This is a genomic window from Neisseria sp. P0001.S005 (genome assembly GCF_051963715.1).
This window is the reverse complement of record NZ_JBQCTZ010001090.1, coordinates 1-233: the sequence shown is the minus strand read 5'-3', so window position 1 is coordinate 233 and position 233 is coordinate 1. Positions and strand designations below refer to the sequence as shown.

Sequence of the window (233 nt, the reverse complement as noted above, 5' to 3'; positions counted from 1 at the left end):
AGGTCGTGTACGACGTTGAGGGCTGCCATGACGACGATTTTGTCCGTGCCGACGATGCGGCCGCTTTCTTTAATCGCATCGCTTTTCTTGTTGAGCATTTCAACGGCTTGCAGCAAGGTGGCTTTTTCTTCACTTGGCGTGTTGATGGTGAAGTTAACATTCATGATGTCGAGATTGACTTGTTCGATACTCACGGGGCGTCCTTTTATTGTTGTGTTTCTTGGGGCAATCGG

General features: G+C 48.9%; 1 protein-coding gene. It reads right to left on the bottom strand.

The window, feature by feature from the left end; genetic code table 11:
• A partial coding sequence (locus ACTHSP_RS24165) for a cell division protein ZapA (protein WP_440347241.1) occupies positions 1-194 on the bottom strand: 194 nt, incomplete at its 3' end.
• Positions 195-233: the final 39 nt, after the last annotated feature.